Genomic DNA, 21,822 nt, shown 5'->3' with positions numbered 1-21,822 from the left:
CGCCCGCGAACTGCAGTTACTCCTCGCGGTCTGGACCGGCGCCTGCCCCACCTGTCACCGCAACACGCCACAACCCATACCGACCTGACCAAGCACTACTAGCGCTCATGGGAGGGGGCCCGGTGGATTCACCGGGCCCCCTCCCATGAGCGGTGACGGGATCAGCCCGGTCAGGAGGCCGGGTTGCCCGTCGAGACGTCCAGGATGATCGTCGGCATGTCATCGGGGTCGACGTTGTCGTTGGTCGAGGGGTACTGCTGCATGACCGTGCCCTCGCCGTAGGTGTTCTCGTCGACCTTCTTGGTCTCGTACCGCCAGCCGGCCGCCTGGAGACACTTCTTCACCGAGTCGATGTTCTTGAACTCGAAGCTCGGGAGCTTGATCTTGTCGGGCTCGGTGTACGACTTCAGAGGCTCCGTGCACCTCTCCGTCTCGATGGTCTTCGAGGGGTCCGGACCCTTGTGCCCGGCCGCATCCGGGGTCGAGTCGGGGGCACCGGTGCTCGTACCACCGCTCGCACCGCCCCCCTCCTCCTCGCCGCCGCCGTTCATGAGCATGGCCCCGAGCAGAGCCGTGATCGCCACGAGCGCGACGACGACCGCGCCGGCGATGACACCCGTGTTGCTCTTGCCACCCCCTGAGGATCCCGAGGCGGATGTCGGTTGCTGCGGGGTGATGTTGTACGGAGGCGGGGTCGCCGGCCCCGGCTGCGGCGAGTACGCGGCGTTCTGCGGCGCCATCTGATAGCCGCTCTGCCCGCTCTGCTGCGGATAGCCGTACGCCGGGGAGGGCGGCTGCGGAGCCGGGGTGGGGGTCGGCGGACTGTACGGGCCGGGCTGGTACGGCGTCTGTACGTTCCCCTGCGGTGCCGGGGCCGACTGGTCGACCGGCGGGAAGACGGCGGAGCCCACACCGGCGCCGCTCGACGTCTGCGCGCCCGGGACGATGCTCGGCGGCGGGGCGGCCTGGAGCGAGGCGGCCACCCGCAGACACTCGCCGCGCATGGCCTCGGCGCTCGGGAAACGCTCGTTCGGGTTCTTCCTCAGGGCGCGGGCGACCAGCGCGTCCACCGCCGGGGGAAGGGAGCGGTTGATCGAGGAGGGGGCGACCGGCTCCTCCTGGACGTGCGCGTACGCGATCGCCAGCGGAGAGTCCGCCTCGAACGGCAGCCGCCCGGTGGCCAGCTGGAACAGCATGATGCCGACCGAGTACAGGTCACTGCGCGCGTCCACGCCCCGGCCCAGCGCCTGCTCCGGCGAGAGGTACTGCGGGGTGCCGACGACCATGCCGGTCTGCGTCATGGACGTGACGCCGGACTGCATGGCGCGGGCGATGCCGAAGTCCATCACCTTGACCACGCCGCGCTTCGTCATCATCACGTTGCCCGGCTTGATGTCGCGGTGGACCAGGCCCATCTCGTGGCTGATCTCCAGCGCCGCCAGCACATCCGCGGTGATCTTCAGCGCCTTGTCGGCCGGCATCGCGCCGTACTGGCGGACGTCCGCGTCGAGCACCGAGCCGAGCGGCCTGCCCTCGACGTACTCCATGACGATGTACGGAGTCGGCGCGCCGCCCCCAGGGGCGGAGCCGTCGTCGAAGAGGACGTCCTCGCCGGTGTCGAAGACCGAGACGATGTTCGTGTGCGTGAGTTTCGCCACGGCCTGGGCCTCGCGGCGGAACCGCTCGCGGAAGGCCTGCTCGCGCCCGAGCTCGGTGTGCAGTGTCTTGATCGCCACCTGCCGGTCGAGCACCGAGTCGTAGGCGAGGTGCACCGAGGCCATGCCGCCCTCACCGAGCAGGTCGCGCAGCTGGTAGCGGCCACCGGCGAACGACCGCCCCGCATACCGGCCCTGTGCGCCGTCGTGGCTCATGTTTCTGCGTCCCCCATCGGCGCGGGCGAATGTGCCGGCGTGGCTCCCGCGTTCGGCGATCCTCGTGCTGTTGTGAGTGATTCCCGGCCAAGTCTGCCCGAGGGCACTGACACGTCAAGCGCGGTGCCCGATCCGTGACCGTACGCGAAGGAAGCGTCGCGGAAGCGTTACCGGGGTCGTACCAGCGCTCCACACAATGTGCACGAGGGGTGGTGTGGAAGGTTTCATGGCCGGTCCCTCCTGAATCTTCCCCTCGCCAAGACGGACCGGGGCCTTGCGCGGAGGCTGTAGCGTGGCCCGACGGAAGACCGTGACAACGAGGCCGCGCGGACCGCGGGCAGAAACGACGGCGAGGACTGATGGCACAGCAGCGCGCTCAGGGCCCGTCCGACCCCGAGGCGGCTGGCGGCGGTATGTCAGACGCGCCGGAGATGTGGGGCAACAGAGGGCTTGTCGGGGACGGCCGGTACCGGCTGACCGGCAGACTCGGCCGTGGCGGCATGGCCGAGGTGTTCGCGGCCGAGGATGTGCGCCTCGGCCGTACGGTCGCGGTCAAGCTGCTGCGTTCCGATCTCGCCGAGGACCCCGTCTCCAAGGCGCGCTTCACGCGTGAGGCGCAGTCGGTGGCCGGGCTCAACCACCATGCGATCGTCGCGGTGTACGACTCCGGTGAGGACGTCGTGAACGGCACCCCCGTGCCGTACATCGTGATGGAGCTGGTCGAGGGCCGGACGATCCGTGACCTGCTGCTCAACGCCGAGGCCCCGGGCCCCGAGCAGGCGCTGATCATCGTCTCCGGGGTGCTGGAGGCGCTCGCCTACTCGCACCAGCACGGCATCGTGCACCGCGACATCAAGCCGGCGAACGTCATCATCACCCACTCCGGCGCCGTGAAGGTCATGGACTTCGGCATCGCGCGCGCCCTGCACGGGGCGTCCACGACGATGACGCAGACCGGCATGGTCATGGGCACCCCCCAGTACCTGTCCCCGGAGCAGGCGCTCGGCAAGGCCGTCGACCACCGCTCCGACCTGTACGCGACGGGCTGTCTGCTGTACGAGCTCCTCGCGCTCAGGCCGCCGTTCGTCGGCGAGACCCCGCTGTCGGTGGTCTACCAGCACGTCCAGGACCTCCCGGTGCCGCCCTCCGAGGTCTCCGACGGGGCGCCGCCGGAGCTCGACGGGCTGGTGACGCGCTCGCTGGCCAAGGAACCGGACGACCGGTTCCAGACGGCGGAGGAGATGCGCGGACTGGTCCAGTACGCCCTGCAGATGCTGTACGACCAGGGCGGCCACACCGGCACCTGGAACACCGGGCCCGTGACCGCGCACGACGGCAGGCAGACCCCGGCCGCGGGCTTCGCGGGCACGGCCGCGATGCCGCACCCCGGGGATTCCGGTACCGCGCAGATCCAGCAGCCGATCCTGCCGAACGGTGGCGGCCGGGACGACGGGGGCTTCGAGGGGCACGGCAACCGGGGCAGCGGCCGCGGCAAGCTGTGGATCCTCGCGGTGCTCGCGGTCGTCGCCATCGCGGCGGGCGTCGCGCTGGCGCTGCAGAACACGGGCGGCGGGGGAGACGGTGGCGGGACCCGCGAGTCGCCGACCGCCACGCAGTCCAAAGAGCAGAAGGACCCCACCGCGTCGCCCAGCGACGAGGCGACGGGCGAGGCCACGCACGAGGACACCGGAACGGGTTCCGGCTCTGACTTCACGCCCTCCGACGCACCGTCCCCGAGCTTCACCCCGTCCTTCACGCCGAGCGAGCCGTCGGGCGGTGAGCCCTCGAACACCGCCAGCCAGAGCCAGGAGGAGCCGCCCACGGACGAGCCGACGACTCCGCCGGACGAGGGAGACGACACCCCGAGCCTGCCGACGGACGGCGGCATCACGGGTGGCGCAGGCAACGAGGGGGGCGGGACCTGACGAGGGTTCCGGACGCCCCGGACCGGCCGGACTGAGATACCACCGGCCGGACTGACACCACCGCGGACTGATACCACCAGCCGGACTGGTACCACCGCTGAACACAACCCCACGCGCGCGTGTGGCCCGAAAACGGGCTTCACGCGCGCGTGGCGTTTCTTCCCGGCGCGGCGGAGGAGGGCGCCCAGAGGGGCGTGTGGAGCACAAGGGGTGGTACAGAGGAGCGCGGCAGGCGCTTCCCGCTCCGCCGTGCGGCATGAGGGACGCGGGAGGAGAACTCTTCCCGAGGCCGGGGTGACCGGGATAACGTGCCGGTGTTCCGGCCCCCTGCGAGGCTGTAACCAGTGCTGTGGCCAGCAGCTGTTCCCGATGATGCGAGTTACTTGGAAATCCGACAAAAAGTACTTGGAAATCCAAGAAAAAACGCAGGTCAGGAGGGGTTTCACAGGAATGTGCGGCACTGGGTAACGTGCTTTCTGCAGGGCGCTCGCCGGGGCACCTGTCACGCCTGTTCCCGGCCGAGGGCACCCACCCCGTGCACGGGTATCGGGACCAGGCGAGCCGCACTGGTTACCCGGCAATCCCGGGGGCCGGACCGACGGAGGAGCACACGTGACCGTGGAGAGCACTGCCGCGCGTAAGCCGCGACGCAGCGCCGGAGGCAAGGCCGGCACCACCGGCACCAAGAGCAGCACCACCGGCACCAAGCGCACCACCAGCCGTACCGCCGCGAAGAAGGCGCCCGGCACCGAGCCCGAGCTCATCCAACTGCTGACGCCCGAGGGCAAGCGGATCAAGAACGCCGAGTACGACCCGTACATCGCCGGCATCACCCCCGAAGAGCTCCGCGGCCTGTACCGCGACATGGTGCTCACCCGGCGCTTCGACGCCGAGGCCACCGTGCTGCAGCGTCAGGGCGAGCTGGGCCTGTGGGCCTCGCTGCTCGGCCAGGAGGCCGCCCAGATCGGTTCGGGCCGGGCCGTGACCGACGACGACTACATCTTCCCGACCTACCGCGAGCACGGCGTCGCCTGGTGCCGCGGAGTCGACCCGACCAACCTGCTCGGCATGTTCCGCGGCGTGAACAACGGCGGCTGGGATCCGAACAGCAACAACTTCCACCTCTACACGATCGTCATCGGCTCCCAGACGCTGCACGCGACGGGGTACGCGATGGGCGTCGCCAAGGACGGCGCGAACTCGGCGGTCATCGCGTACTTCGGTGACGGCGCCTCCAGCCAGGGCGACGTGGCCGAGGCGTTCACCTTCTCCGCGGTCTACAACGCCCCCGTCGTGTTCTTCTGCCAGAACAACCAGTGGGCGATCTCCGAGCCCACCGAGAAGCAGACCCGCGTGCCGCTCTACCAGCGCGCCCAGGGCTTCGGCTTCCCCGGCGTGCGCGTCGACGGCAACGACGTCCTGGCCTGCCTCGCGGTCACCAAGTGGGCCCTGGAGCGCGCCCGCAACGGCGAGGGCCCCACCCTCGTCGAGGCGTACACGTACCGCATGGGTGCCCACACCACCAACGACGACCCCACCCGCTACCGCCACGACGACGAGCGGGCGGCCTGGGAGGCGAAGGACCCGATCGCCCGCCTGCGCAGCTACCTCCAGTCCCAAACTGACACGGACGAGGGATTCTTCGCGGAACTCGAAACCGAGAGCGAGGCGTTGGGAAGGCGAGTGCGCGAAGTGGTGCGTTCCATGCCGGACCCGGACCACTTCGCCATCTTCGAGAACGTGTACGCGGACGGGCACGCCCTCGTCGACGAGGAGCGCGCCCAGTTCGCCGCGTACCAGGAGTCGTTCGCCGATGTGGAGGAGGGGACGCAGCGATGACCGCACAGGCTGTGGCAGGAAAGAACATGGCGCTGGCCAAGGCGATCAACGAATCGCTGCGCAGGGCCCTTGAATCCGACCCCAAGGTCCTGATCATGGGCGAGGACGTCGGCAAGCTCGGCGGCGTCTTCCGGGTGACGGACGGACTGCAGAAGGACTTCGGCGAGGACCGGGTCATCGACACCCCGCTCGCCGAGTCGGGCATCGTCGGCACGGCGATCGGCCTCGCTTTGCGCGGCTACCGCCCGGTGGTGGAGATCCAGTTCGACGGCTTCGTGTTCCCGGCGTACGACCAGATCGTCACCCAGCTCGCGAAGATGCACGCCCGCTCGCTGGGCAAGGTGAAGCTGCCGGTCGTGGTCCGCATCCCGTACGGCGGCGGCATCGGCGCCGTCGAGCACCACTCCGAGTCCCCGGAGTCGCTGTTCGCGCATGTGGCGGGCCTGAAGATCGTCTCGCCGTCGAACGCGTCCGACGCCTACTGGATGATGCAGCAGGCCATCCAGAGCGACGACCCGGTGATCTTCTTCGAGCCGAAGCGACGCTACTGGGACAAGGCCGAGGTCACCCCCGAGGCCATCCCGGCCCCGCTGCACAAGGCGCAGGTCGTCCGCGCGGGCACCGACCTCACGCTCGTCGCGTACGGCCCGATGGTGAAGCTCTGCCAGGAGGTCGCGGACGCGGCCGCCGAGGAGGGCAGGTCCCTGGAGGTGCTGGACCTGCGCTCGGTCTCCCCCCTGGACTTCGACTCGATCCAGGCATCGGTGGAGAAGACCGGCCGCCTGGTCGTGGTGCACGAGGCCCCGGTGTTCTTCGGCTCCGGCGCGGAGATCGCCGCCCGCATCACCGAGCGGTGCTTCTACCACCTGGAGGCACCCGTGCTGCGGGTCGGCGGCTACCACGCCCCGTATCCGCCGGCGCGGCTGGAGGAGGAGTACCTGCCGAACCTGGACCGGGTACTGGACGCCGTCGACCGCTCGCTGGCGTACTGAGGAGAGGGTCGTGACGACGATGACTGAAGCGTCCGTGCGGGAGTTCAGGATGCCCGACGTGGGCGAGGGACTCACCGAGGCCGAGATCCTCAAGTGGTACGTCCAGCCCGGTGACACGGTCACCGACGGACAGGTCGTGTGCGAGGTCGAGACGGCGAAGGCGGCCGTCGAGCTCCCCATCCCGTACGACGGTGTCGTGCGTGATCTGCACTTCCCCGAGGGCACCACCGTGGACGTGGGCACGTCCATCATCGCGGTGGACGTGACGGGCGGCGCTCCCGCCGAGGTCCCGGCGACTCCCGCGCCGGCCAAGGAGGAGACGGCCAAGGGAGAGACGACCAACGGAGAGACGGCCAAGGAGGAACCGGCCGAGCCCGAGGGCCGTAAGGCGGTCCTCGTCGGCTACGGAGTCGCCGAGTCGTCCACCAGGCGCCGCCCCCGCAAGGGAATCCGGCCCGTGGAGCCCCCGCCCGCCGAGGGCAAGCTGTACACGGCCTCCGCCCTCCCGGGCGTCCAGGGCGAGCTGAACGGACACGGGACCGGTGCGCCGCCCCGCCCGCTCGCGAAGCCCCCGGTGCGCAAGCTGGCCAAGGACCTCGGGGTCGACCTGGCGACGGTCACCCCGTCCGGCCCGGACGGCATCATCACGCGCGAGGACGTGTACGCGGCGGTGGCCCCTCCTCCGGCCGCCGAGCCGGTCGCCGGGACGCCCACGGCCGCCCCGGCCGCGCCCACCGCCCCCGCGGCACCGGTCTCGGCACCGGCGGTGCCGTACGCCGGCGCCCGTGAGACCCGCGTCCCGGTCAAGGGCGTCCGCAAGGCGACCGCGCAGGCCATGGTCGGCTCGGCGTTCACGGCGCCGCACGTCACGGAGTTCGTGACCGTCGACGTGACCCGCACGATGAAGCTGGTCGAGGAGCTGAAGCAGGACAAGGAGTTCGAGGGCCTGCGGGTGAACCCGCTCCTGCTGATCGCCAAGGCCCTGCTGGTGGCGATCCGGCGGAACCCGGAGATCAACGCGTCCTGGGACGAAACCAACCAGGAGATCGTGCTCAAGCACTATGTGAACCTGGGCATCGCGGCCGCGACCCCCCGCGGTCTGATCGTGCCCAACATCAAGGACGCCCACGACAAGACGCTCCCGCAGCTGGCCGAGGCCCTGCGCGAGCTGGTGGGGACGGCGAGGGAGGGCAGGACCTCCCCGGCGGCCATGCAGGGCGGCACCGTCACCATCACGAACGTCGGCGTCTTCGGCGTCGACACGGGCACGCCGATCCTTCCCCCCGGCGAGTCCGCGATCCTCGCCGTCGGCGCCATCAAGCTCCAGCCCTGGGTCCACAAGGGCAAGGTGAAGCCCCGCCAGGTCACGACCCTGGCGCTGAGCTTCGACCATCGCCTGGTGGACGGGGAACTGGGCTCGAAGGTACTGGCCGACGTGGCGGCCATCCTGGAGCAGCCGAAGAGGCTGATCACCTGGGCGTGACGAAGGGGGCCACCGACGAGCGGTGGCCCCCTTCGGGTAGTCCTGCGACTTCGGGCCGTCCTGCGACCTCGGGCAGCCCTGTGACGGCCTGAGCCTCAGACGGCGAAGCCGTAGGTCATGATCTTCTTCGCGTCCGACTCACGCGCCGCGATGGAGGTCGAGGCGAGGACGGTGCCGATGACGGTCTTGCCGTTGCGGGTGGCGGCGAAGACGAGGCAGTACTTGGCCTCGGGGCCGGAGCCCGTCTTCACGCCGATGGTTCCGCTGTAGCTGCCGAGCAGCCCGTTCGTGTTCGTCCACGGGCTCATCGTGCGGGTACTGCCCGTCTTGGTGATGGTCTTCGCCGTGTACGACTTCGTCTTCACGATCGTGCGGAACGTGGAGTTCTTCATCGCGCTGCTGGCGATTTTCGTCAGGTCGCGCGGCGTCGAGTAGTTGGACCCGTTGCCGATGCCGTCGAACGAATCGAAGTGCGTGTTGGTCAGACCGAGGTCCTTGGCCGACTTGTTCATCTTCGAGATGAACGACTTCACGCGGTCCGCACGCGTCGTGCCCGAACCGAACTTGTCGGCGAGGGCGTACGCCGCGTCACAGCCGGACGGCAGCATCAGGCCGTACAGCAGCTGACGGACCGTGACCTTGTCGCCCACGATCAGGCGGGCGGACGAGGCGTTGTTGCGGACGATGTAGTCGCTGTAGGCCATCTGGATCGTGACCTTGGCGTCGAGGTTGAGGTTCGGCTGCGCCAGCACGACCTTCGCCGTCATGATCTTCGTGGTGGAGCCCGTGGACAGCCTGGTGTCGGCTGCCTTGGTGTAGAGCGACTTGCCGGTCCCGTTGTTCATCGCGTAGCCGCCCTTGGCGGCGATCGTGGGCTTGGTCGCGGCCTGCGCCGGGGCCATGCCGAGGGCGCCGGTGGTGAGCAGCGCGCCGGTGGTGACGACTACGGCGGCGGCTCTGCGGACACGCCTGTCCCGAATGACGGTATTCAAGTTAAGTACCCCGATTGCGTCAAATGTCTGAGGAGAGCGGCCGGTTGGTGGTCGAGCGCCAAAAGGGCCGCTCTCGTGTGACACGTAAGTAGCACAAAAGGTTGTGCTGTTGCCGAGGGGGGTGCCTGTTGCGCGTCGGCGGTCCCGTGCTGGTGGGCCGTCATCCCGGATCGTGGACGGGAAAAGCCATGCGTACGTGTTGTATCTATGCTGTGGGCATGCCTTCAGCCCCGCCCGTGACCGAGAACCTGACCAGCCAGAAGCAGCCCCCCGCCGCCGACCGTGTCTACGCACACGTCAAGCAGGGCGTCCTGGAGCGCCGTTACGAGGGTGGGACGCTGCTCACCGAGGGCGAGCTGGCCGAGGCGGTCGGGGTGTCCCGCACCCCCGTGCGGGAGGCGCTGCTGCGGCTGGAGGTCGAGGGGCTGATCAGGCTCTACCCGAAGAAGGGCGCCCTCGTGCTGCCCGTCTCCGCACAGGAGATCGCGGACGTGGTCGAGACCCGCCAGCTCGTGGAGGAGCACTCGGTTCGCAAGTCGGTGCCCGCCTCGCCGCAGCTCATCGCCCGCCTGGAGGAGCTCCTGGAGCAGCAGCGGGCGCAGGCGGCCGCGGGGGACCTGGCCGCGGCGGCCGTGACGGACCGCTGCTTCCACGCCGAGATCGTCCGCAGCGGCGGCAACGAGATCCTCTCCCGGCTCTACGACCAGCTCCGCGACCGGCAGTTGCGCATGGGGGTGGCCGTGATGCACGCCCACCCGGACCGCATCACCAAGACGCTGGCCGAGCACCAGGAGATCCTGGAGGCGCTGCGCTCGGGCGACGCGCAGGCGGCGGTGGACATCGTCCACCGGCACGTCAGCTGGTTCTCCAACCTGGCGCGGGGCGAGGTGCGATGAGTACGCGTTCGAGCGCGGGTTCCGTCTCCCTGCCCGGAGATCCGCCCGGTGGCCGCCGCGCGGTCGCCGTCTGGGGCATAGGTGTCGCCGTCTACTTCGTCGCGGTCATCTTCCGTACGTCGCTGGGGGTCGCCGGTCTCGACGCCGCCGACCGTTTCGACGTGGGCGCCTCCGCCCTGTCCACCTTCTCGATACTCCAACTGCTCGTGTACGCGGGCATGCAGATACCCGTGGGCCTGCTGGTCGACCGGCTCGGCACCAAGAGGGTGCTGACGATCGGTGTGCTGCTCTTCACGGCGGGCCAGTTGGGGTTCGCCTTCTCCCCCTCCTACGGCATGGCGCTGGCCTCGCGCGCGCTGCTGGGCTGCGGTGACGCGATGACGTTCATCAGCGTGCTGCGGCTCGGCTCACGCTGGTTCCCGGCCCGGCGCGGGCCACTGGTCGCGCAGCTCGCGGGGCTCGCGGGCATGGCGGGCAACCTGGTCTCGACGCTGGTGATCGCGCGGCTGCTGCACGGCGTGGGCTGGACGGCCGCGTTCGCGGGCAGCTCGGCGGCGGGCGTCCTGGTCCTCGTACTGATGCTCCTGTTCCTGAAGGACCACCCGGAGGGGCACGAGCCGGAGCCGTTCCCGCACCACGGGGCGGCGTATGTGCGGCGGCAGATCGCGGCGTCCTGGCGCGAGCCCGGTACGCGGCTCGGGCTGTGGGTGCACTTCACGACGCAGTTCCCGGCGATGGTGTTCCTGCTGCTGTGGGGCCTGCCGTTCCTGGTCGAGGCGCAGGGGCTCACCCCGGCGTCGGCCGGTGACCTGCTCACCCTGATCGTGCTGTCCAACATGTTCGTCGGTCTGGTGTACGGGCAGGTCGTCGCCCGGCACCACGCGGCCCGGCTGCCGCTGGCGCTGGGCACGGTGGGGACGACCGCGGTGGTGTGGGCGACCACCCTCGCGTACGACCGGGCGCCGATGTGGCTGCTGGTCGTCCTGTGTGTGGTCCTCGGCGCGTGCGGCCCCGCCTCGATGATCGGCTTCGACTTCGCCCGGCCGGCGAACCCGCCCGAGCGTCAGGGCACGGCCTCCGGCATCACGAACATGGGTGGTTTCGTCGCCTCGATGACGACGCTGTTCGCGGTCGGCCTCCTCCTGGACGCGACCGGCGGCGCGTACCGCATCGCCTTCTCGGTCGTGTTCGTCCTCCAGGCCCTGGGCCTCGTCCAGATCCTGCGCCTGAGCCGCCGCGCGGCCCGCCGGGAGCGCGAGCGCCTGGTGGCGAGCCGGGTGGAGACGGTGCATGTGCCCGCGTGACGCGGGTGCCTGGTCGTAAGGGCTGTTCGCAGCCGAGGTGTTGCGTCTCCCCTTCCGACCGGACCTTCGCCGAGGCCCGCTACACCGGCACCCGCACTACGCCGGCACCCGCACTACCCGCCACCCGCGCTGCACCACCAACCGCACTACACCGTCACCGCGAACGACCGCAGGATGGCCTTGACCAGCTCGGGGTCACCCTCGCCCTTGACGCGGTCGGCGACTCCTTCGGCGGTGACGCGGCCGCAGGCCAGGCGGACGTAGGTCTCCCAGTCGAGGCTGAGGGTGGCGGCGGGCCCGAGGGAGGGGGCGGTCTCCAGGGTGCCGCGGCCCTGGATGTCCACACGGACGGTACGGATGAACTCCACCGGGCCGTGCACGTCGAAGACGATCGCCGAACTGCGGGGTGCCTGGGCGTCCTCGGCGACGACCTTCGGCAGGACGGAGAGCAGCTCGTCACGGGCCACGTAGGCGCCGGGCGAGTCGAGGTTCCCCGGCTGGCCGAGGGCCGCACGCAGGTCCTGCTCGTGCACCCAGACATCGAACGCCCGGTTCCGCATGGCCTGCTCAAGGGTGAGCTCGACGCCGAGGGGGCCGCGCACCTTGGCGTCCGGCTGCCGCGACTCGTTCCGCAGCTGGCGGTTGCGGCGGATGATCGTGTACTCCAGCTCGGAGGTCATCTCCGGCGCCGTGTGGTGGCGGCGGACGTCGACCTGCATCTCCATGTACCGCTGGTGGTCGTTCGTCACGTGGTACAGGTCACGCGGCAGCGTGTGGATCGGGCGCGGGTCGCCGAGCATTTCGCATTCCATGCCGATGACGTGGGAGACGATGTCGCGGACGGACCAGGCGGGGCATGGGGTCCTCCGGTTCCACTCGCCCTCCACGAGCGGCTGCACCAGCTCGGATATCGCGTCCACGGAGTGGGTCCAGGCGTCGGCGTAGGGCTGAAGAGTGGGATGCAGACTCACGGAACGGGACCCCTCGGGCGGTCGGTACGGGAACTGTGTGGGCGGTGGTGTGGATGGGGGGTGGGGGGTGGGTTGCGGGTGTCGGCGGCTGTCGGTGGGCGTCGTGGAACGTTAAGTTACGCTGCTACGAGGCAGCCCGGCAGTGCTTTCGTGTGACGATCGTAGGCCCGTATGGACGGCTCCCCATGCCAGGACGGTGGTAGTGTGCGCGCCTCGCTCATCCAGATCGGCGTAGACGAGGGCGAATCGGTCGACTCGCGTCGACGGCGGGCCGCCTCCCTGGTCCGCGAACAGTCCGGTGCCGATCTCGTCGTCCTTCCCGAGCTGTGGACGACCGGCGCCTTCGCGTACGAGGAGTTCGCGACCGAGGCCGAGCCGCTTCAGGGGCTCACGTACGAGGTGATGGCCGAGGCCGCCCGGGACGCGGGCGTGTGGCTGCACGCGGGCTCGATTCCCGAGAAGACGGCATCCGACAGCGGCTCCGCCGCGGGTGCGGGCCCCCACGGTTCTCTCTACAACACGTCTCTCATCTTCTCCCCCTCCGGTGAACTCGCCGCCGCCTACCGTAAGATCCACCGCTTCGGCTTCGACAAGGGCGAGGCCGTGCTGATGGGCGCGGGCGCCGAACTCGTGACGGTCCGGCTGCCCGGCCCCGCCACCACCCCCGGCCTCGCCACCACCCTCGGCCTCGCGACCTGCTACGACCTCCGCTTCCCCGAACTCTTCCGCGGTCTCGTCGACGCCGGCGCCGAGATCCTCGTCATCCCGGCGGGCTGGCCGGAGCGCCGCCGCTCCCACTGGACGCTGCTGGCTCAGGCGCGGGCGGTGGAGAACCAGGCGTACGTCCTCGCGTGTGGAACGGCCGGTAGCCATGCGGGGGTTCCTCAGGCGGGTCACTCGATCGTGGTGGATCCGTGGGGCGAGGTGCTGGGCGAGGCGGGCTCCGGTGAGGAGGTTCTCACGGTGGAGTTCGACCCGGGGAAGGTGGCCGCCACCCGGGAGCAGTTCCCGGCCCTGAAGGACCGGATGCTGGGGCTTCGGCCTCCCGCGCGCTGAGCAGCCGCCGCGTCGCTCTGATTGCCCTGATTGCTCCATGCGGGTGTGTCCGTCACGCGATCGGCCGAGTGTCGACCGCTCGGGGCGTCGGCCCCGACCGCGGTGACCGCGAGGATGACGGGCGACTGACGCGGGGGAACCGCCAGCATGGGGAGACGCACGGCTTGTGAGCATTCTCAACGATTCCGAGGGGTCGATCGCCGCCTACGACAGCGAGTTGCCCGTCCGACGCAGGCAGCCCGGCAACGTCGTGGTGAAGTGGCTGACGACCACCGATCACAAGACGATCGGAACGCTGTATCTGACGACATCCTTCGGCTTCTTCTGCCTGGGTGGCGTCCTGGCGCTGCTCATGCGGGCCGAACTGGCCCAGCCCGGCACGCAGGTCATGTCGAACGAGCAGTACAACCAGGCGTTCACGATGCACGGCGCCGTGATGCTGCTGATGTTCGCGACACCGCTGTTCGCGGGCTTCACGAACTGGATCATGCCGCTGCAGATCGGCGCACCGGACGTGGCCTTCCCACGGCTGAACATGATCGCCTACTGGTTCTACCTGTTCGGCTCGCTGATCGCCGTCGGCGGCTTCCTCACGCCGCAGGGCGCCGCCGACTTCGGCTGGTTCGCCTACTCGCCGTTGACGGACATCGTCCACTCCCCGAACATCGGCGCCGACATGTGGATCATGGGTCTGGCCTTCTCCGGCTTCGGCACCATCCTCGGCGCGGTCAACTTCATCACCACCATCATCTGCATGCGCGCACCCGGTATGACGATGTTCCGCATGCCGATCTTCACCTGGAACGTGCTGCTGACCTCGGTCCTGGTCCTCTTCGCCTTCCCGGTCCTGGCGGCGGCGCTGTTCGCGCTGGAGGCGGACCGCAAGTTCGGCGCGCACATCTTCGAGGCGGCCAACGGCGGTGCGCTGCTGTGGCAGCACCTGTTCTGGTTCTTCGGCCATCCCGAGGTGTACATCATCGCGCTGCCGTTCTTCGGCATCGTCTCCGAGGTGATCCCGGTCTTCTCCCGCAAGCCGATGTTCGGCTATCTGGGCCTGATCGGCGCGACGATCGCCATCGCGGGACTTTCGATCACCGTGTGGGCGCATCACATGTTCGTCACCGGCGGTGTGCTGCTGCCGTTCTTCTCCCTCCTGTCCTTCCTGATCGCCGTGCCCACCGGGGTGAAGTTCTTCAACTGGATCGGCACGATGTGGAAGGGCAGTGTGTCCTTCGAGACGCCGATGCTCTGGGCGACCGGCTTTCTCGTCACGTTCCTCTTCGGTGGCCTGAGCGGTGTCGTCCTGGCCTCGCCGCCGATGGACTTCCACGTGTCCGACTCGTACTTCGTCGTGGCGCACTTCCACTACGTGGTGTTCGGCACCGTCGTCTTCGCGATGTTCTCCGGCTTCCACTTCTGGTGGCCCAAGTGGACGGGCAAGATGCTCGACGAGCGCCTCGGCAAGGTCACCTTCTGGACGCTGTTCGTCGGATTCCACGGCACGTTCCTCGTCCAGCACTGGCTGGGTGCCGAGGGCATGCCGCGCCGTTACGCCGACTACCTGGCCGCCGACGGCTTCACCACCCTGAACCTGGTCTCGACGATCAGCTCCTTCGTGCTGGGCCTGTCGATCCTGCCGTTCCTCTACAACGTCTGGAAGACCACCAAGTACGGCAGGAAGGTCGAGGTCGACGACCCGTGGGGCTACGGCCGTTCGCTGGAGTGGGCGACCTCCTGCCCGCCGCCGCGGCACAACTTCCTCACCATGCCGCGGATCCGCAGCGAATCCCCGGCGTTCGACCTGCACCACCCCGAGATCGGAAGGGCCGAGGCCGAGGCGTACGGAGTTCCGGCGATGACCGACCGAGGACAAGGGTGAGCGATCTGCCCGGGCCGGGCCGCGGGGCTGACAGCGGGCTCAGCAACGAGGTGGAGGGATACCTGCTGTGGCAGTCCCGCATCGCGGAGGCGACGAGGCGCGCGCAGGCGTTCGTCCGGCCCATGGAATGGCTGACCACGGCGCAGCGCACGGAAATCGAGCAGCACTACATCGCCGACAGTCTCGTGCAGGCGCGAAAGGACCTCGAACGTATCGCGGCCCGGTGCGTGTCGCTGCGTGCCGAGTACGAGAGCCGCTATCGAAGCCTGCGGCGCCGCTGTGTGGGCTGGACGCTCGCCGCCTGCGCCTGCTTCACCACGGTGGCCACGCTGTTGCTGATCCTTTGAGGCCTCACGGAGCGCCGTTCGCACCACTTTCCCGCTCCCGTTCCGCCAGGTGGATCACGCACACCGTCACGGCGATCAGCAGCGCGGGGTCCGCGTCCTCCCGGACGACGTCCACCCCGTACGTCTCCCGGATGTGCAGCCATCTGCGGGAGATCACCGCCAGGAGTTCGCCGTCGTACTCGACGGCGAACTCACGGTCGAGGATCTTGCCGCTGACGTCGAGTTCGGTGTCGTCCACGAGGGACACCCGGTAGTGGTTGCGCAGCAGGGAGAGGCGTTTGCGGCGGACGGTCGCCAGGGGCTGCCCGTCCCGCTCGATCACCATCGTGTCCCGGAGCGCGAACATCTTCTGGCGGATGTCGATCAGGACGCGCCCCTGGGTGTCCTTCAACTCGAAGGTGTCCCGCAGCCGCAGCGCCTTGCCGTCGACGAGGAACGCCTTGCGGCCGTGGTCGTCCTCGATCCAGTAGTCCTCGCCGATGCCGAGGAGCCGGTCCCGTACCAGGTATCTCATGCCTCCACCGGTTCCCCGGGGGGCGGTCCGAAACGCCGCCGGTAGGCCGACGGGCTGAGTCCCGTCTCCCGCCGCAGCCGCGCACAGCGTGAGCTCGTACAGCGGCCGCGCGAGCCCGAGTTCGGGTCGTGGCAGACCGGACAACTCGGTGGCGACGCCCACCTCGAACGGGTTCGTGGCCTCGTCGACGATCACCACGACACGGTGCGGGGGCGATGTGTGTGCGTGCGAGGATCCTTGCGGAATATGCGATTTCTAGCACTCGTACGCGCGGGCGGCAGCCCCGACGATGGCCCTATGGAACCCACGGAACCGATCTCTCTCGCCAAGGCGCTCGCGTCCTTCGACGCCCTGTGGAGCCCCCGTGTCGTCACGACCGTCAACGACTACGACGTACGCCTCGCCAAGGTGGCCGGCGAACACGTCTGGCACGCGCACGACCACACCGACGAGTTCTTCCTGGTGCTGGACGGCGAACTGCACATCGCGCTGCGCGAACCGGCCGGTGAACGGACCGTCGTGCTGCCCAAGGGGGCGGTCTTCACCGTCCCGCGCGGGACCGAGCACAAGCCGATCGCGCCGGAGGGTGCCACGATCCTGATGTTCGAGCCGTCGGGGACACTCAGTGTGGGTGACCGCCATGACGAGGTCCCGGACCATGTGGACGCGACGACGGGACACGCGCTCGGCTGAGCCGGTGCCGCTGCCGGCGTCCGCAGGGGCGGTGTGCGCGGGGGCGGTGTGCGCGGCGGCGGTGTGCGCGGGGGCGCCGGAGCGGTCCGGGCGCCCCCGCGCTGGGTCAGGACCCGCCGGTTACCGGTAACCCTCCCGTATGTCCAGGTCCCGCTCGTCGTGGCAGGGGTCGTAGGAGCGGCGCGGCTCCTCCTGGGTGCCGTGGCGCTCGGGCATCTCCCTGGGGTCGTGCCGGTGCGCGCCGCGGTCCTGTCTGTCGTCCTGGTGCGCGGCGCGGTCGCGGGTGCCGGGGCCGCCGGTCTCGTCTGCCATGGAACTGCTCCTCGGAGTCGGCCCCCCTGCTTGCGTCGAATATCCCTCCAACGCCCCCCGTACGCATCCGGTGCGGCATCGGCTACGGAACGTGACAGTAGGGGGTGGTGCGGGGAGGGCTGCCCGGCCGTGGACGGAACATCAAAGAACCGTCGACGGAGGATCAACGACACGACCCTGACTGTCCTGACAGCCTCGAAGGACAGCAATCAGGGGAGGTTGAATGTCACATCCTGTGCATGCAAACGCCGACAGCGGCAGCGGGTACCGAAGGGCGGGTCTGCTCGGCAAGCGTGGCTCTTCGGTGGCCGTGGCCGCCCTCGCGACAGTCATGATCGGCGCGAGCGGCGTCGCAGCGGCGGGCCCGGCGGCGGCAGCGCCTGTCAAAACCGCTTCGTGCACCACATATGTGGCGACGCAGACACTGAACGTCCGCAGCCAGCCGTCGACGTTCGGCGACATCACCGGCAGCCTCACCCAAGGCGACTCGGTATGCGGCAGCCGAGTCGTCAGCACGCTGAAGGGCGGGACCTACACGGCGTGCGGGGCGACCTCGTCCACCTGGGTCACGTTCGGCAAGGCCGCCCGCTACGTCGCCGCCACCTGTATGAGAGCGCTCAAGGGATAAGCCTTCCGAAGGGCCGCAGCATCCGACTCGCTCGGCCATCCGTGACTCGGGCTGGTTCCCGGGCGGCCCGGGAACCAGCCCGAGTCACGGATGGCACTCTTGACGCATGAACGCTGCCTCTCCCGTCCCGCGCCGTGCCCGTGTCCGTGCCCCTGAGCTGATCGGCAAGGGCGGCTGGCTGAACACGGGAGGCAAAGAGCTGACCCTCGCCGACCTGCGAGGTAAGTGCGTTGTTGTAGATTTCTGGACGTTTTGTTGCGTGAACTGCCTCCACGTCCTGGATGAGCTCCGGGAGCTGGAGGAGAAGCACCGGGACACGGTGGTGGTCATCGGCGTCCACTCGCCGAAGTTCGTGCACGAGGCCGACCACCGGGCGGTCGTGGACGCGGTCGAGCGGTACGGCGTCGAGCACCCCGTCCTCGACGACCCCGAGCTCGCCACCTGGAAGCAGTACGCGGTACGGGCATGGCCGACGCTGGTGGTGATCGACCCCGAGGGGTACGTGGTCGCGCAGCACGCCGGCGAGGGGCACGCGCACGCGATCGCGCGGCTGGTCGAGGAGCTGGAGGCGGAGCACGAGGCGAAGGGCACGCTGCGCCGCGGCGACGGCCCGTACGTGCCCCCGGAGCCCGAGCCCACGGTGCTGCGCTTCCCCGGCAAGGCGCTGCCGCTGCCCTCCGGCACCTTCCTGGTCAGCGACACCACCCGGCACCAGCTGGTGGAGCTCGCGGCGGACGGCGAGACCGTCGTCCGGCGCATCGGCTCGGGCGCCCGCGGCTTCGCGGACGGTACGGGGGAGACGGCGAGCTTCAGCGAACCGCAGGGTCTGGCGCTGCTGGACGACGGCTCCGTGGTCGTCGCCGACACCGTCAACCACGCCCTGCGGCGCCTGGACCCGGCCACCGGTGAGGTCACCACCCTCGCGGGCACGGGCCGCCAGTGGTGGCAGGGCTCGCCGACGTCCGGTCCTGCGCGCGAGGTGGACCTGTCGTCCCCGTGGGACGTCGCGGTCTTCGGGGGGCGGGTGTGGATCGCCATGGCCGGCGTCCATCAGCTGTGGACGTACGACCCGGCGCAGCGCACGGTCGCGGTGGCGGCGGGCACGACCAACGAGGGGCTGGTCGACGGGCCCGGCCCCGAGGCCTGGTTCGCGCAGCCCTCGGGTCTCGCGGTGTCGGCGGACGGGGACCGGCTGTGGCTGGCCGACTCCGAGACGAGCGCCCTGCGCTGGGTGGACCGGGACGGAGCGGTCCACACGGCCGTCGGCACCGGACTGTTCGACTTCGGGCACCGTGACGGCGCCGCCGAACAGGCCCTGTTCCAGCACCCGCTGGGTGTGACGGCCCTGCCGGACGGCTCGGTCGCGGTCAGCGACACGTACAACCACGCCCTGCGCCGCTACGACCCGGCGACGGGTGAGGTGACCACGCTGGCCACGGATCTGCGGGAGCCGTCGGACGCGGTGCTGGCCGGCGACGACATCGTGGTCGTCGAATCGGCCCGCCACCGGCTGACCCGGCTGCGGCTGCCGGAGGAGGCCGTGCAGGTCGCCTCGGTGGCCCACCGCACCCAGCGCGCCGCCACGGACGTCGCGCCCGGCACGCTCCGGCTGGACGTCGTCTTCCAGGCCCCGAAGGGCCAGAAGCTCGACACGCGCTACGGCCCGTCGACCCGCCTCCTCGTCTCCTCCACCCCGCCCGAGCTGATCCTCAAGGGCGAGGGCGCGGACACGGATCTCTCCCGCACGATCGAACTCGACCCCGCCGTGCCGGAGGGCGTGCTGCACGTCTCGGCGATGGCGGCGTCCTGCGACGACGACCCGGCGAACGAGTACCCGGCGTGCCACGTCCACCAGCAGGACTGGGGCGTGCCGGTCCGTGTCACGGAGGGCGGGGCGGACCGGCTGCCGCTGGTGCTGGCGGGGATGGACGAGGACGCCTGACCGGGCTCGCTCGCGGTCACACGCCGCCGTACCCGTCGCGGTGATGGTGGTGCCCGTCCTCGTCGATCACTGGCGTCGCGGGCGGCACCACCACGCGCCGCCGCTTGGCGATGCTGCTGAACGTCGCGACCCCGATCAGCCCGACGATCATGAAGATGACGCCGACCAGGTCGAGGTTGACCCCCTGCATGTCCCAGTCGGTGGCGAAGGTGAGGTGGCGATCAGAATGATGCATCCGCCCAGGCCCATGAGTCACTGCCTCCCTGTGTGGTCCGGTCGTTCCGGTCGACTCCGGGTACCCGGGAGGCCCATGCCCATGCCGGGGCATCCCTTGCGAAGGGTGCCGGGGAAACGACCCTGCGTAACAACGGGCCGGATGATCTGAGGACCTGGGGCTGCGCCGCTATGAGCCGCCGGCCGCGAGCGGAAGGCTGCGCAGCGACAGTGCGCTCGGCGGGGGCAGCGCCCTAGGGGGCGCGTCGGCGCGGAACGACTGGAGCAGGTACGCCAACAGGCGCCGGGACGCCGCACGGTCATGCGGCAGCGCGTTGACCAGAGCGCAGTGGGACAACAGGGCCACGGCGATGTCGGAAGGGTGGAAGTCGGCGCGCAGCGCGCCCGCGGCCTGGGCCCTGCGGACCAGGGTCATGAGGTCCCGCTCGGCCCGTTCCCGGGCCCGCGCGTGGTCCACCGTGCTGTCCGGGAAAGCCGCGACGAACGCGGCCGGGAATCCCCTTTCCTCCCGCTGAAGTTCGCAGGCCGTCTCGATCAGCCGCTGGAAGCCCCGCCACGGGTCGGGGTCGGCCAGCGCCTCGGCGAGCGCCCGAACGCAGGTCTCCATCTGCTGCGCGAACGCGGCCCGCACCAGGGCGTCCCGGGTCGGGAACCGCCGGTACAGCGTCGCCACGCCGACCCCCGCTCGGCGGGCCACGGTCGCCATGGGCGCGTCGATCCCGTGCTCGGCGAAGACCGCGCGGGCGGCGACGAGGATGCGCTCCCGGTTGCGCCGGGCGTCCGCCCGAAGCCCGTCCGGGTCCGCGATCCGAGAGGATTCCCCCACCACTGTCTCTCACCTCCGTCCAACCGGACGATGTCGTCCGATTCACAGCCTACGCTCGCGCCCAGATGCCCCGACGGCCGCTGGTGCCCCAGGTGAGAACGATGGGTGAGAACGATGGACGACCGCACGATGAAAGCCGTGCTGTTCGACCGCTTCGGCGGTCCTGAGGTGCTGTACGTGGGCCGGGTGCCACGCCCCGAACCGGCACCCGGCGAGGTCTTGGTCCGGGTGCGGGCGTTCAGCGTCAACGGCGGCGAACTGGCCGCTCGTTCCGGCCGCGTCCGCCTCATCACCGGCCGGAAGTTCCCGCAGCGCGTCGGGTTGGACTTCACCGGCGAGGTCGCCGCACTCGGCACCGGCGTGACGGGCGTCGCGGTCGGCGACCGGGTGTGGGGCTGCGTGGGTCGCACCTCCGGATTCGGCACCGCCGCCGAGTACGTGGCCGTGCGGGCCGAGTGGCTCGGCCGGGTCCCGGACGGACTGGACCTGGTGGCCGCCGCCGCGCTGCCCGTGGCCACCACGGCCGTCACCGCGCTCCGCGACAAGGTCGCGCTGCGTCCCGGCGAACGACTGCTCGTACGGGGCGCGGCGGGCGGCGTCGGCAACGCCGCCGTCCAGCTCGGACACGCCTACGGCGCCGAGGTCACGGCCCTGGCCCGCGCCGCCAACCTCGACTTCGTCCGCACGCTCGGCGCCCGCCACGCCGTCGACCACCGGACCGTCGACCACCGGACTGTTCCGCCGGCGGGACTGGAACCGTTCGACGTGGTCCTCGACACGGCGGGCACCGACCTGCGGGCCTTCCGACGCCTGCTGAAGCCCGGCGGACGCATGGTCACCATCGCCTTCGACCTGACGCGCCCCGCCGCCTCGCTCGGCTACATCGCGGCCAGCGCCGTACACGGACCCCGCCGGGTGCGCTTCTTCAGCGGCAACCCCAAGCGGGCGCTCTTCGACGACCTCGCCCGCCAGGTGGCCGAGGGCAAGCTGCGCCCGGCGGTGGACACGGTCTTCCCGCTGGAGGAGACAGCGGCGGCACACCGGGCGCTGGAGGCGGGTGGGGTGCGGGGCAAGTACGTGGTCAGGGTCGACTAGGCGTGCTGTTGCCTGGTCGGAAC

19 protein-coding genes and 2 pseudogenes are annotated in these 21,822 nt (G+C 70.1%); 13 read left to right on the top strand and 8 right to left on the bottom strand.

The genetic code is table 11. From position 1 onward, the window contains the following. Positions 1-170: 170 nt before the first annotated feature. Complete coding sequence (locus tag IE262_RS31880) at positions 171-1,871, bottom strand: Stk1 family PASTA domain-containing Ser/Thr kinase (protein ID WP_134038361.1); 1,701 nt, start codon at positions 1,869-1,871, stop codon at positions 171-173. 356 nt (positions 1,872-2,227) lie between these two features. On the opposite strand from IE262_RS31880, the gene IE262_RS31875 reads away from it, so the two are divergent. The 4 genes from IE262_RS31875 (at position 2,228) to IE262_RS31860 (ending at position 8,110) form a co-directional block, all read left to right on the top strand. Then, a complete protein-coding gene (locus IE262_RS31875; protein ID WP_189878613.1) occupies positions 2,228-3,796 on the top strand; it encodes a protein kinase domain-containing protein in 1,569 nt (522 codons plus the stop codon). A 612-nt stretch (positions 3,797-4,408) separates the two neighbouring features. Continuing rightward, complete coding sequence (gene pdhA / locus IE262_RS31870; protein WP_134038367.1) at positions 4,409-5,635, top strand: pyruvate dehydrogenase (acetyl-transferring) E1 component subunit alpha; 1,227 nt, start codon at positions 4,409-4,411, stop codon at positions 5,633-5,635. Next, positions 5,632-6,627 carry an alpha-ketoacid dehydrogenase subunit beta gene (locus tag IE262_RS31865; RefSeq protein WP_189878586.1) on the top strand — a complete coding sequence of 332 codons (996 nt, stop codon included), beginning with the start codon at positions 5,632-5,634 and terminating at the stop codon, positions 6,625-6,627. The genes pdhA and IE262_RS31865 overlap by 4 nt, the downstream gene beginning before the upstream one ends. A 10-nt stretch (positions 6,628-6,637) precedes the next feature. After that, positions 6,638-8,110, top strand: a complete 1,473-nt coding sequence (locus IE262_RS31860; protein WP_189878585.1) for a dihydrolipoamide acetyltransferase family protein — start codon at positions 6,638-6,640, stop codon at positions 8,108-8,110. Between the two features lie 95 nt (positions 8,111-8,205). On the opposite strand, the gene IE262_RS31855 is transcribed toward IE262_RS31860, so the two are convergent. Continuing rightward, positions 8,206-9,036 carry a D-alanyl-D-alanine carboxypeptidase family protein gene (locus IE262_RS31855; RefSeq protein WP_373305195.1) on the bottom strand — a complete coding sequence of 277 codons (831 nt, stop codon included), beginning with the start codon at positions 9,034-9,036 and terminating at the stop codon, positions 8,206-8,208. 284 nt (positions 9,037-9,320) lie between these two features. Between IE262_RS31855 and IE262_RS31850 the strand changes: the two genes are divergently transcribed. Next, positions 9,321-9,998, top strand: a complete 678-nt coding sequence (locus IE262_RS31850) for a GntR family transcriptional regulator (RefSeq protein ID WP_134038378.1) — start codon at positions 9,321-9,323, stop codon at positions 9,996-9,998. Continuing rightward, positions 9,995-11,302: an MFS transporter gene (locus tag IE262_RS31845; protein ID WP_189878583.1), complete on the top strand. Its 1,308-nt coding sequence runs from the start codon at positions 9,995-9,997 to the stop codon at positions 11,300-11,302. Before IE262_RS31850 ends, IE262_RS31845 begins: the two co-directional genes overlap by 4 nt. Before the next feature lie 146 nt (positions 11,303-11,448). On the opposite strand, the gene IE262_RS31840 is transcribed toward IE262_RS31845, so the two are convergent. After that, positions 11,449-12,273 carry a maleylpyruvate isomerase family mycothiol-dependent enzyme gene (locus IE262_RS31840; RefSeq protein ID WP_134038384.1) on the bottom strand — a complete coding sequence of 275 codons (825 nt, stop codon included), beginning with the start codon at positions 12,271-12,273 and terminating at the stop codon, positions 11,449-11,451. 204 nt (positions 12,274-12,477) lie between these two features. Between IE262_RS31840 and IE262_RS31835 the strand changes: the two genes are divergently transcribed. The 3 genes from IE262_RS31835 to IE262_RS31825 all read left to right on the top strand — a co-directional run bounded on the left by IE262_RS31835 (position 12,478) and on the right by IE262_RS31825 (position 15,555). Next, complete coding sequence (locus IE262_RS31835) at positions 12,478-13,329, top strand: carbon-nitrogen family hydrolase (protein WP_189878581.1); 852 nt, start codon at positions 12,478-12,480, stop codon at positions 13,327-13,329. Between the two features lie 166 nt (positions 13,330-13,495). Continuing rightward, positions 13,496-15,208 carry an aa3-type cytochrome oxidase subunit I gene (gene ctaD / locus IE262_RS31830; RefSeq protein ID WP_189878579.1) on the top strand — a complete coding sequence of 571 codons (1,713 nt, stop codon included), beginning with the start codon at positions 13,496-13,498 and terminating at the stop codon, positions 15,206-15,208. Then, positions 15,205-15,555 carry a cytochrome C oxidase subunit I gene (locus IE262_RS31825; RefSeq protein ID WP_308432821.1) on the top strand — a complete coding sequence of 117 codons (351 nt, stop codon included), beginning with the start codon at positions 15,205-15,207 and terminating at the stop codon, positions 15,553-15,555. The genes ctaD and IE262_RS31825 overlap by 4 nt, the downstream gene beginning before the upstream one ends. A 4-nt stretch (positions 15,556-15,559) precedes the next feature. Here the strand turns inward: IE262_RS31825 and IE262_RS31820 are convergent, their stop codons facing one another. Further along, positions 15,560-16,069 (bottom strand): LURP-one-related/scramblase family protein, encoded by a 510-nt coding sequence (locus IE262_RS31820; RefSeq protein WP_134038653.1) that lies wholly within the window; start codon positions 16,067-16,069, stop codon positions 15,560-15,562. A gap of 72 nt (positions 16,070-16,141) precedes the next feature. Then, positions 16,142-16,315 (bottom strand): annotated as a pseudogene (locus tag IE262_RS31815) (AraC family transcriptional regulator); the annotation flags it as partial. A gap of 51 nt (positions 16,316-16,366) precedes the next feature. On the opposite strand from IE262_RS31815, the gene IE262_RS31810 reads away from it, so the two are divergent. Continuing rightward, complete coding sequence (locus tag IE262_RS31810; RefSeq protein ID WP_229877660.1) at positions 16,367-16,762, top strand: cupin domain-containing protein; 396 nt, start codon at positions 16,367-16,369, stop codon at positions 16,760-16,762. Between the two features lie 120 nt (positions 16,763-16,882). On the opposite strand, the gene IE262_RS31805 is transcribed toward IE262_RS31810, so the two are convergent. Beyond that, the gene (locus IE262_RS31805; RefSeq protein ID WP_189878576.1) at positions 16,883-17,074 is read right to left on the bottom strand and encodes a hypothetical protein; all 192 of its coding nucleotides are present in this window, start codon (positions 17,072-17,074) and stop codon (positions 16,883-16,885) included. A gap of 409 nt (positions 17,075-17,483) precedes the next feature. Between IE262_RS31805 and IE262_RS31800 the strand changes: the two genes are divergently transcribed. Both IE262_RS31800 and IE262_RS31795 read left to right on the top strand, forming a co-directional pair. Further along, on the top strand, positions 17,484-17,702 hold the full coding sequence (locus IE262_RS31800; RefSeq protein ID WP_189878574.1) for an SH3 domain-containing protein: 219 nt from the start codon (positions 17,484-17,486) through the stop codon (positions 17,700-17,702). Positions 17,703-17,808: 106 nt separating this feature from the next. Beyond that, a complete protein-coding gene (locus IE262_RS31795; RefSeq protein WP_189878572.1) occupies positions 17,809-19,644 on the top strand; it encodes an NHL domain-containing thioredoxin family protein in 1,836 nt (611 codons plus the stop codon). 16 nt (positions 19,645-19,660) lie between these two features. Here the strand turns inward: IE262_RS31795 and IE262_RS31790 are convergent. Both IE262_RS31790 and IE262_RS31785 read right to left on the bottom strand, forming a co-directional pair. After that, positions 19,661-19,893, bottom strand: a pseudogene (locus tag IE262_RS31790) (hypothetical protein). A 154-nt stretch (positions 19,894-20,047) separates the two neighbouring features. Continuing rightward, entirely contained in the window at positions 20,048-20,704 is a 657-nt protein-coding gene (locus tag IE262_RS31785) for a TetR/AcrR family transcriptional regulator (RefSeq protein WP_134038405.1), read from the bottom strand. Positions 20,705-20,818: 114 nt separating this feature from the next. Here IE262_RS31785 and IE262_RS31780 point away from each other — a divergent pair, with 114 nt between their 5' ends. Further along, positions 20,819-21,799 (top strand): NAD(P)-dependent alcohol dehydrogenase, encoded by a 981-nt coding sequence (locus IE262_RS31780; protein ID WP_189878570.1) that lies wholly within the window; start codon positions 20,819-20,821, stop codon positions 21,797-21,799. Positions 21,800-21,822: the final 23 nt, after the last annotated feature.

Source organism: Streptomyces bluensis (genome assembly GCF_014650715.1).
In the GTDB taxonomy this organism is placed as follows: Bacteria; Actinomycetota; Actinomycetes; order Streptomycetales; family Streptomycetaceae; genus Streptomyces; species Streptomyces bluensis.
Note: the sequence above shows the minus strand (reverse complement) of the source record. Positions and strands in the feature narration are given on the sequence as shown.

Bases quoted from the DNA above. Each gene is read 5' to 3' on its own strand.
- IE262_RS31850 (WP_134038378.1), top strand. From the start codon at position 9,321: ATGCCTTCAGCCCCGCCCGTGACCGAGAACCTGACCAGCCAGAAGCAG.
- IE262_RS31795 (WP_189878572.1), top strand. From the start codon at position 17,809: ATGAACGCTGCCTCTCCCGTCCCGCGCCGTGCCCGTGTCCGTGCCCCT.
- IE262_RS31780 (WP_189878570.1), top strand. From the start codon at position 20,819: ATGGACGACCGCACGATGAAAGCCGTGCTGTTCGACCGCTTCGGCGGT.
- IE262_RS31805 (WP_189878576.1), bottom strand. From the start codon at position 17,074: ATGGCAGACGAGACCGGCGGCCCCGGCACCCGCGACCGCGCCGCGCAC.
- IE262_RS31810 (WP_229877660.1), top strand. From the start codon at position 16,367: ATGGAACCCACGGAACCGATCTCTCTCGCCAAGGCGCTCGCGTCCTTC.
- IE262_RS31880 (WP_134038361.1), bottom strand. From the start codon at position 1,871: ATGAGCCACGACGGCGCACAGGGCCGGTATGCGGGGCGGTCGTTCGCC.
- IE262_RS31865 (WP_189878586.1), top strand. From the start codon at position 5,632: ATGACCGCACAGGCTGTGGCAGGAAAGAACATGGCGCTGGCCAAGGCG.
- IE262_RS31845 (WP_189878583.1), top strand. From the start codon at position 9,995: ATGAGTACGCGTTCGAGCGCGGGTTCCGTCTCCCTGCCCGGAGATCCG.
- IE262_RS31820 (WP_134038653.1), bottom strand. From the start codon at position 16,069: ATGAGATACCTGGTACGGGACCGGCTCCTCGGCATCGGCGAGGACTAC.